The sequence below is a fragment of the Sporocytophaga sp. genome (assembly GCF_017745095.1).
In the GTDB taxonomy this organism is placed as follows: Bacteria; Bacteroidota; Bacteroidia; order Cytophagales; family Cytophagaceae; genus Sporocytophaga.
Map to the genome: position 1 here is coordinate 93,862 of NZ_JAGHZZ010000016.1, position 7,016 is coordinate 100,877.

General features: G+C 34.2%; 5 protein-coding genes and 1 tRNA gene. 4 read left to right on the plus strand and 2 right to left on the minus strand.

Annotated features, from left to right (window positions below; translation table 11 throughout):
• Positions 1-95: 95 nt before the first annotated feature.
• Positions 96-1,436, minus strand: a complete 1,341-nt coding sequence (gene tig / locus J7604_RS20045) for a trigger factor (RefSeq protein ID WP_293899768.1) — start codon at positions 1,434-1,436, stop codon at positions 96-98.
• 82 nt (positions 1,437-1,518) lie between these two features.
• A tRNA-Leu gene (locus J7604_RS20050) sits at positions 1,519-1,600 on the minus strand.
• Positions 1,601-1,856: 256 nt separating this feature from the next.
• Between J7604_RS20050 and J7604_RS20055 the strand changes: the two genes are divergently transcribed.
• The 4 genes from J7604_RS20055 (at position 1,857) to J7604_RS20070 (ending at position 6,286) form a co-directional block, all read left to right on the plus strand.
• Positions 1,857-4,058 carry a bifunctional (p)ppGpp synthetase/guanosine-3',5'-bis(diphosphate) 3'-pyrophosphohydrolase gene (locus J7604_RS20055; protein WP_293899771.1) on the plus strand — a complete coding sequence of 734 codons (2,202 nt, stop codon included), beginning with the start codon at positions 1,857-1,859 and terminating at the stop codon, positions 4,056-4,058.
• 107 nt (positions 4,059-4,165) lie between these two features.
• Entirely contained in the window at positions 4,166-4,645 is a 480-nt protein-coding gene (locus J7604_RS20060) for a Fur family transcriptional regulator (protein WP_293899774.1), read from the plus strand.
• Entirely contained in the window at positions 4,642-4,986 is a 345-nt protein-coding gene (locus J7604_RS20065; RefSeq protein ID WP_293899777.1) for an STAS domain-containing protein, read from the plus strand. The genes J7604_RS20060 and J7604_RS20065 overlap by 4 nt, the downstream gene beginning before the upstream one ends.
• A 13-nt stretch (positions 4,987-4,999) precedes the next feature.
• The gene (locus tag J7604_RS20070) at positions 5,000-6,286 is read left to right on the plus strand and encodes an adenylosuccinate synthase (protein ID WP_293899780.1); all 1,287 of its coding nucleotides are present in this window, start codon (positions 5,000-5,002) and stop codon (positions 6,284-6,286) included.
• The last annotated feature ends 730 nt before the right edge of the window (positions 6,287-7,016 follow it).

Sequence of the window (7,016 nt, forward strand, 5' to 3'; positions counted from 1 at the left end):
TTTCATTTTTGTTAGTGTTGCACAAATGTAAAAAAAAAGTCCTTTTTACAAAGGACTTTCAAAAACTTTACCAATTAGAAATTATTGTCAAAACGTCAGTCTTGTGCTTCGGCAATTTTTCTGAATTCTTCAACATCTACACTCTTGTCAGCTATAGATATCTTTGTTTTCACAGTTTCAATAACCTTTTCATTAACAAGCTGCTCATACATTTTAATGTAGTTTTTGCCGTTGTCTTGTTTTAAATAGTTGTCTGCAATTTTGTCAAAGGTTTCTTCAAGCTCAGCCCCAAATGCCATTCCGCCAAATTGTTGCTTTACCATCTCTTTTGTCTTGCCGACAATCTCATCGTTCTCAGCTTTAATATCATTGTCTTCGCTGATTTTATTCTTTATCAGAGTCCACTTTAACTCTTTAAGATATAAATCGAATTCTTTATCTATTTGCTCTTGAGTTATTTTGCCATTGTTAGAAACTAGCAGCCATTTCTTCAGAAAGTCTGATGGTAATTCAATTTGAGTATTATCTACAAAATGTTTTCTGATCTGATGGTTGATCAAAAGATCAGACTCTCTTCCATAATTTTCTTCTATAGTACTCTTCAATTTAGTCATGAATTCTTCTTCAGACTTCACTGCATCTTTACCAAATACTTTGTCAAAGAACTCCTGATTTAATTCAGCTGCTTCAGATCTGTTGATTTTAGAAACTGTGAGGCTAAAAATTCCCTGTTTTTTCTCAGCGTCTTCTTTGGAAAGTCCTGTAACGTATGCTACATCTGCCGCGTCATCAAATGTTTTCTCAATTTCAAAAGAGACTTTATCCCCAGGTTTTAAACCTACAAATTTCGATAACTCTGATTTCTTTATTTTGTTCGTAGGGAATAGGCTTTGGAATTCGAAGTCTCCGTTTTCTTCTTTTAAATCTCCGTATATAAAATCTCCTTCTGCAGAAACTTCCGGATTAGTTGATTGTCCAAATTGACTTTTAAGATTTTGAAGCGTTTCCTGAACAACCTTATCTTCAATTTTAATGTTGTTTTTGGTAAGCTTTACATTGGAAGATAGATCCAGATTGAATTCTGGTACTAATCCTAAGTTGTATTTGAATTCAAAATCTTTTTGTGTCTCCCAGTTAATGTTTTCTGATTTCTCAGAATCAGGCAGTGGTTCACCTATAATCGGAAGTTTGTTTTCTCTGATATATTTGGTGATAGAATCGCTTAGGATCTGGTTGATTTCATCAACTAGAATGCTTTTTCCATACATTTTTTCAACTAAAGAAGTCGGAACTTTTCCAGGTCTGAAACCCTTAAGTTGGACTTTCTTACTGTACTCTTTTACCTTTTCAGCAACTTTAGGTCTGTAATCAGACTCGGCAAGGTTTACTTTTAAGGTTGCATTGGTGGCACTTTGTTTTTCTAATGTAATTTCCACTTTTGTCCGATTTTATTCTATTAACAATAAGGTACCGTGTTTAATTTAAAAACCCTCAGAAGGTTAATTCTGAGGGTTTCAGTGCGGATGGAGGGACTCGAACCCCCATGCCTCGCAGCGCTAGATCCTAAGTCTAGTGCGTCTACCAATTTCGCCACATCCGCATTGGTTTTTCCAAACTTGATTTGCTTTTTTGAACTTTATTTCTGTGCTGTTGTTCAAAATTGCGCTGCAAAGGTAGCAAAGAAATTATCTATCATGCAAGAAAATATTTCATTTTTTTTAAGTTTTTTTTCTTTTTGTTGTTAAGTATATGATAGACAGTTTAATGTAACTTATAACGTATCGGATAGAGTTCCGTAAAACGAAATTACAGTTAATTCAAGTTTAAATAAAATAGCTTTTGCGTATTTTTGAGAAATGCAGACGGTAGATATTGAAAAGGAAAATAAAGAAATTATTCGCAGGTATAGAAAGTTATTAAGGCATGCCAAACCCTTCCTGAAAGATGACGATGCGAAAATAATTAAAAAGGCTTTTTTTACCTCACTCCAGGCTCACAAGGATATGAGAAGGCGTTCGGGGGAGCCATACATATATCATCCCCTAGCTGTTGCTCAAATCGCCGTTGAGGAAATTGGATTAGGGACGACTTCAATCATTGCAGCTTTACTTCATGATGTAGTAGAAGATACTCATTTAGAGATAAGTGATATTGAAAGAGATTTTGGCCCTAAGGTCGCACGAATTATTGATGGACTTACCAAGATTTCAGGTGTCTTTGAGCACGGAAGTTCTCAGCAGGCTGAAAATTTCAGGAAAATGATTCTTACTTTATCTGATGATGTTAGGGTTATTTTAATTAAACTGGCGGATAGACTTCACAACATGCGGACACTTGGCAGTATGCCTCGTGAAAAACAATTGAAAATCTCGAGTGAAACTATATATCTGTATGCACCATTGGCTCACCGACTTGGTCTTTATGCCATTAAAACAGAATTAGAAGATCTGTATTTGAAATATACTGATCCGGAAGTTTACCGTGGTATTGCTAGAAAGATAAATGAAACTAAATCAGCCCGAGATAAGTTTATCACAGATTTTATCGAACCGCTGCAGACAGCCCTGGATAAATCAAATTTTGACTTCATTGTCAAGGGCCGTCCGAAATCAATTTATTCTATTTGGAATAAAATTAGAAAACAGAATACGCCCTTTGAAGAGGTTTATGACCTTTTTGCAATTCGAATTATAATTGATACTCCTTACGAAAATGAAAAAGCGGCATGTTGGAAAGCTTATTCAATAGTAACTGATTTTTACAAGCCTAATCCAGACCGTCTTAGAGATTGGATTAGTACTCCTAAAGCAAATGGCTATGAGTCCCTTCATACTACTGTGATGAGTAAATCTGGTCAATGGGTAGAAGTTCAGATTCGTACTAAAAGGATGGATGATATTGCTGAAAAGGGATATGCCGCTCATTGGAAGTATAAGGAAGCTACACAAAGTAAAAGTGAGTCAGGTTTGGAAGAATGGATCAAAAAGGTCAGAGAACTGATCGAAACAAATGATTCATCGGCTCTAGAGTTCATGGATGATTTCAGAACCAATCTTTTTCATGAAGAAGTTTTTGTTTTTACTCCAAAAGGTGACCTTAAAATTCTACCTCATGGAGCAACAACTCTTGATTTTGCATTTGAAATACACACACAGATTGGCATGCACTGTCTTGGTGCCAAGGTAAATCAGAAGCTTGTACCTCTCAGCTATATTCTGAATAATGGAGATCAGGTAGAAATTCTAACTTCCAGCAAACAAAAGCCAAGCGAAGACTGGCTTAAATTTGTCGTTAGCTCTAAGGCCAGAGCAAAAATAAAAGATAGTCTGAAGGAAGAAAAAAAGAAGATAGCTTCAGACGGTAAGGAAATTGTATTAAGAAAGCTTCATCAAATGAAGCTGGATTTAAACGCAGAAACTTTAAATCAGCTGTTAATCTATTTTAATATGAAATTTCCTTTAGATCTCTATTACGATATTGCTAAAGGAATTATAGATCCAAAAGAAATTAAAAAGTTTCAGGAACCTAAAGAGGTTAAGAAGCCTGAAAAGAAAGAAGTTGTTGAACCTAAACCCCAGGAACCAAAGAAAACCGGAGATGCCAATGCAGATCTACTACTAATTGGTGATGATATGGAAAAAATTGATTACAAACTTGCAAAATGTTGTAATCCAATTCCAGGGGATGATGTGTTTGGCTTTGTTACTGTTAATGAGGGAATTAAAATACATAGAACAACTTGTCCCAATGCAATTGAATTGATGTCACACTATGGCTATAGAGTTGTGAAGGCTAAATGGACAGCTCAAAAAGAACTTGCATTTCTCACAGGATTAAAAATTAATGGAATGGACAGAGTAGGAATTGTTAATGATATTACACGAATCATTTCCAATGAATTAAAAGTGAATATGAGGAGCATTACCATCGAAACAGAAGATGGAATGTTTGAGGGACGAATCATGTTGTTTGTTCATGACACAAAACACCTTAATAAACTCATTATGAAATTAAAAAAGGTGCAGGATGTAATCACTGTCAATCGTTTTGAATCCTAATTAATAGGTATTTATTTGTAAATCAGATATATATTTTTGATAAGGTTGAAACTATTAGAGTTTTGACTTGTGATAGAAAAATTTATCTTTGTATCTTTGGAGGCTTTATGCAGCAGGCGAACGAAAATATTTTTAACGAGGTAAGGAAAATATTTACCGCATACCTTGAGAATAAGGGACTTAGGAAAACCCCTGAAAGATTTGCTATATTAGAGGAGATCTATTCTAGAAAAGGTCACTTTGATGTTGAATCTCTATACATAAGCATGAAAAACAAGAATTATCGTGTAAGCAGAGCTACTGTATATAATACATTGGATATTCTTGTTGAATGTGATCTAGTTAGTAAGCATCAGTTTGGTAAAAACCTAGCTCAGTATGAAAAATCATTCGGATATCGTCAGCATGATCATTTAATTTGTACTGAATGTCATAAAGTCGTAGAATTTTGCGATCCAAGAATTTATAATATACAGACCATGGTGGGCGAATTACTGAACTTTAAAGTTCTGCATCATTCACTGATATTATATGGTGAATGTAAAAACGCTCAATGCGAAAATAAAAAGGAAATTAAGGAAAAATGAAATACACTTCAGAAGTAAAGCAAAATATCTTGTCAATTCAGCTTCAGGGAGATCTCATCGGAGAAACGAATGGAATGGAATTAGTCGATCTTGTTAATGATAAAATAAATGAGTCGATTATTTTATGCAGTATTGATCTTTCTCAAGTAAGATACATGAATAGCAGTGGTATTGGAGTTTTAATAACCATTCTGACAAAATTTAGAAACAAAGGGGGAGAAGTTGTATTGGTAAGCCCTTCGGAGCAGATTAAAAAATTACTCATCATCACTAAGTTGAATGCTATTTTTTTAATAGTTAATTCACAAGAAGAAGCAACTCAAAAACTTATTCAAAAATAAATATTAAATAATAATGGCTGTAGATATTTTGTTGGGACTTCAGTGGGGAGATGAAGGAAAAGGTAAAATAGTAGATTTTATTGCTCCACGTTATCAGGTAGTTGCTCGTTTTCAAGGTGGACCAAATGCTGGGCACACTCTAGAGTTCGATGGAATTAAACATGTGCTGCATCAGATTCCATCAGGAATTTTTCACGACTCTATAATAAATATCATTGGTAACGGTGTTGTTTTGGATGCTATCATATTCAAAAAAGAAATTGATGGTCTGAGAAAGTACAATGTTAACTTTAATAAGAATCTTTTCATTTCTAAAAAGGCTCAACTAATTATTCCAACTCATAGACTATTAGATGCGGCGTCTGAAAATTCCAAGGGTGAAAAGAAAATTGGTTCAACTTTAAAAGGTATAGGGCCAACTTATCAGGACAAAATAGCTAGACAAGGACTTCGAGTTGGTGATATTTTAGCTTCCGATTTCAAAGCTAAATATCAAAAGTTGAGAGATGCCCATAAGACAATCTTAGACTTTTATAAATTTGACTATAGCAATCTAGAAACTCTTGAAAAAGAATTTTTTGAAGCTATCGATCATTTAAGAACATTTAATTTTGTTGATAGTGAGTATTTCATTAACAAGCTAATAGCTGAAAAGAAAACTATTCTTGCTGAAGGTGCTCAGGGATCTCTTCTTGATATCGATTTTGGATCCTATCCTTTTGTAACTTCATCAAATACAATGGCAGCTGGCGCATGTACTGGTTTAGGAATTGCTCCATCGCATGTAGGTGAAGTATTAGGTATCTTCAAAGCATATTGTACTAGAGTAGGAGGAGGGCCATTTCCAACGGAACTAGATAATGAGCAGGGAGAAACGTTAAGAAAGCAGGGGAATGAATTTGGCTCTACAACTGGCCGTCCTAGACGTTGTGGCTGGATAGATCTTCCGGCACTGAAATATGCAATAATGCTCAACGGGGTCACTCAATTATTAATGATGAAGGTTGATGTACTTAATGCATTTGAAGAAATTAAAGTATGTACTCATTATAAATTGAAAGATGGTAGCATTGTCGATACTCTTCCATTTGATATCGTTGAAACAGATATAACTCCAATATACAAGACTTTCAAAGGCTGGAATAAATCAATTAATGATTATTCAAATACTGAAAATCTTCCTCTTGAGCTTAATGAGTATATACAATATATAGAGTCAGAACTTAATGTACCTGTAACTTTAATTTCATTAGGTCCTGATAGAAAGCAAACTATTTTGAGAAATATCATTACTGCTTAAAAAAAACTATTATATTCAGCAAAGAGAGCTAAGACCTCTTTGCTGATTTTTTGTCTCCAGTCTTCTCATCCTTCAATCATTACCTCTCTATATTAGTTAAATCGTTAAAAATTAACGTTTCAAAGGATGGTATTAAATGTGGATAAATAGATCGTTCTCATTATTGACATGAGAAGAATTATCATTAAGTTTGTATCCCTCAAAAGCTGGTAGGGCTAAAAGAAGAGGATTATTGAGATATTTTAAATTTATTTGGGAGTGAAAAAAAAATGTGTTATTTTTGTCTCCCTTAAATTTAGATAGTGTTATTAAGTTTCAAGGCATAAGGCTTTGAGAGTATCTACTGAAGAAATTATAACTCGAAGTAAGATAAATGGTTTTAGAAATTGTAAAATAAATTTTTAAAATTTCTTGACACGAGTTGATAAGTTTCTTACCTTTGCACCCGCTAAATGAGAGAGGGTTAAAGAGAGGTAGGAAAGTAAAGCTGATTAAATAGAATTAGCGACGAAGATCGAGGCTCAAAAGAGAGCGAGTAGGTCAGAAGTTCTTTGAGAATATTGAAATGAATAGCGAACCGCTTGAGGACAAAGTCAATTTGTTTTTGAGAAAATTAAAAAGAGTAGTCACGCGGTCAAACAGACATTAAGCTGCGTTAAGCAGCCCACTTCATTCACGAGTTTAGTAGGTTTGAAGTGAGAAAAATACTTTACAATGGAGAGTTTGATCC